This window comes from Bartonella sp. AC158YNML (genome assembly GCF_042196725.1).
In the GTDB taxonomy this organism is placed as follows: Bacteria; Pseudomonadota; Alphaproteobacteria; order Rhizobiales; family Rhizobiaceae; genus Bartonella.
Genome location: NZ_JBHIQU010000065.1, coordinates 1 through 1,249, shown reverse-complemented (window position 1 = coordinate 1,249; position 1,249 = coordinate 1). Strand labels below are relative to the sequence as shown.

Sequence of the window (1,249 nt, the reverse complement as noted above, 5' to 3'; positions counted from 1 at the left end):
TCATCTGTCTCCTCGCTTGATTTCGGCAGGGATTGTTTTATTAATGGGTACGCGGTTTCTATCATTTGGTTGCTTTAGTTTTGGTGCTAGTGCACAAGCAGATAAAAGATTCATAATTAAAATTATAGAAATGATATATTTCATTTTAATGGCCACTCTTTTTTATTGTTATTTATAGTATAACAATTTTCGTCATTATTACAATTTTGAATATAAAGTAAAGTGCATAATTTGTGTTTATTTTATTTTTTGATTTCATAACTGATTTTATTCATGGAAAACTTCAGCTGCAGTGCAAATATTTTTTACTTTGAGATTGGAATGTTTGGGTTATTTTGTCATATAGATGCTAAAAGTGAATATTAACGGGAACTATTGCTTCTTATGCCATCTAGTCTCCATAGATGTCCAAATGCAATGCCTTTTGCGAGAGCATTGGCAATGTTTGACAGTTTGAGTAACAGCATAATGGATATAATGGACAGGATGAGAGCTCCTCCAAACATATATCCCATATTCTGTCTGTAATCGAGTTTCATATCGCCCAAATAGTTTGCAAAGATATTCATCATTAAATTAAATACGGTAGCTAAGAGTACAAAGAGGATTGTATAGCTTACGACTTGTACAATCCATTGCTCAAAAAAGCGGTAAGTTGGTTGCCAGAGTAGAGCAATAATGAAGATTGGCCCCCATCCTACGAGAAGTGCAAGTGCGATTTTTGTCAGAAGGACGAGACCACCACCGATTGCGACTACGAGGCTTGTTGCCAACAAGATGATGATACCTAAGAGACCGTAAAGTAGCCCATTAGCCTCGAAGAAGACAGTTTCTTCGAAAAGACGACTTGCATATTGAAACCCTTGGCTTGCTGCTTTGTCAAGCAAGTTCATTAATTGTTGATCAGTGAGCGGATTTTTTATGAGCGCTTTTGATAAATCATGAGGCATTTGAGTTATTAAATTTGTGATTTCTGGTTGATACAATCCTGCGGTAAGAGCTATTGAAGTAATAATGCTTATTCGTAGGAAACGGTTCACAAATCCAGAGAGAGGCATGTCGATAGCCCCACGAATGATGAGCCATCCATAGATGATGAAAGTGATGGTGATACCGATTGAGACGAAGGGCGTAATTGTAGCCATTGCTTTTGAGGAAATATCTGTGACATAAGTTTTTGTTATTTTGTCAATTTCAGTGAAAAGTTGCGTGAACAGCGTGAAGTTCATGGCATTCCTCTTTAATGAAT

General features: G+C 36.5%; 2 protein-coding genes. Both read right to left on the bottom strand.

Features of this window, described 5'->3' with window-relative positions; genetic code table 11:
* On the bottom strand, positions 1 to 144 hold the full coding sequence (locus ACFIM1_RS09250; RefSeq protein ID WP_375608894.1) for a TrwH protein: 144 nt from the start codon (positions 142 to 144) through the stop codon (positions 1 to 3).
* A gap of 218 nt (positions 145 to 362) precedes the next feature.
* Entirely contained in the window at positions 363 to 1,229 is an 867-nt protein-coding gene (locus tag ACFIM1_RS09245; RefSeq protein WP_375609824.1) for a type IV secretion system protein, read from the bottom strand.
* Positions 1,230 to 1,249 lie beyond the last annotated feature (20 nt).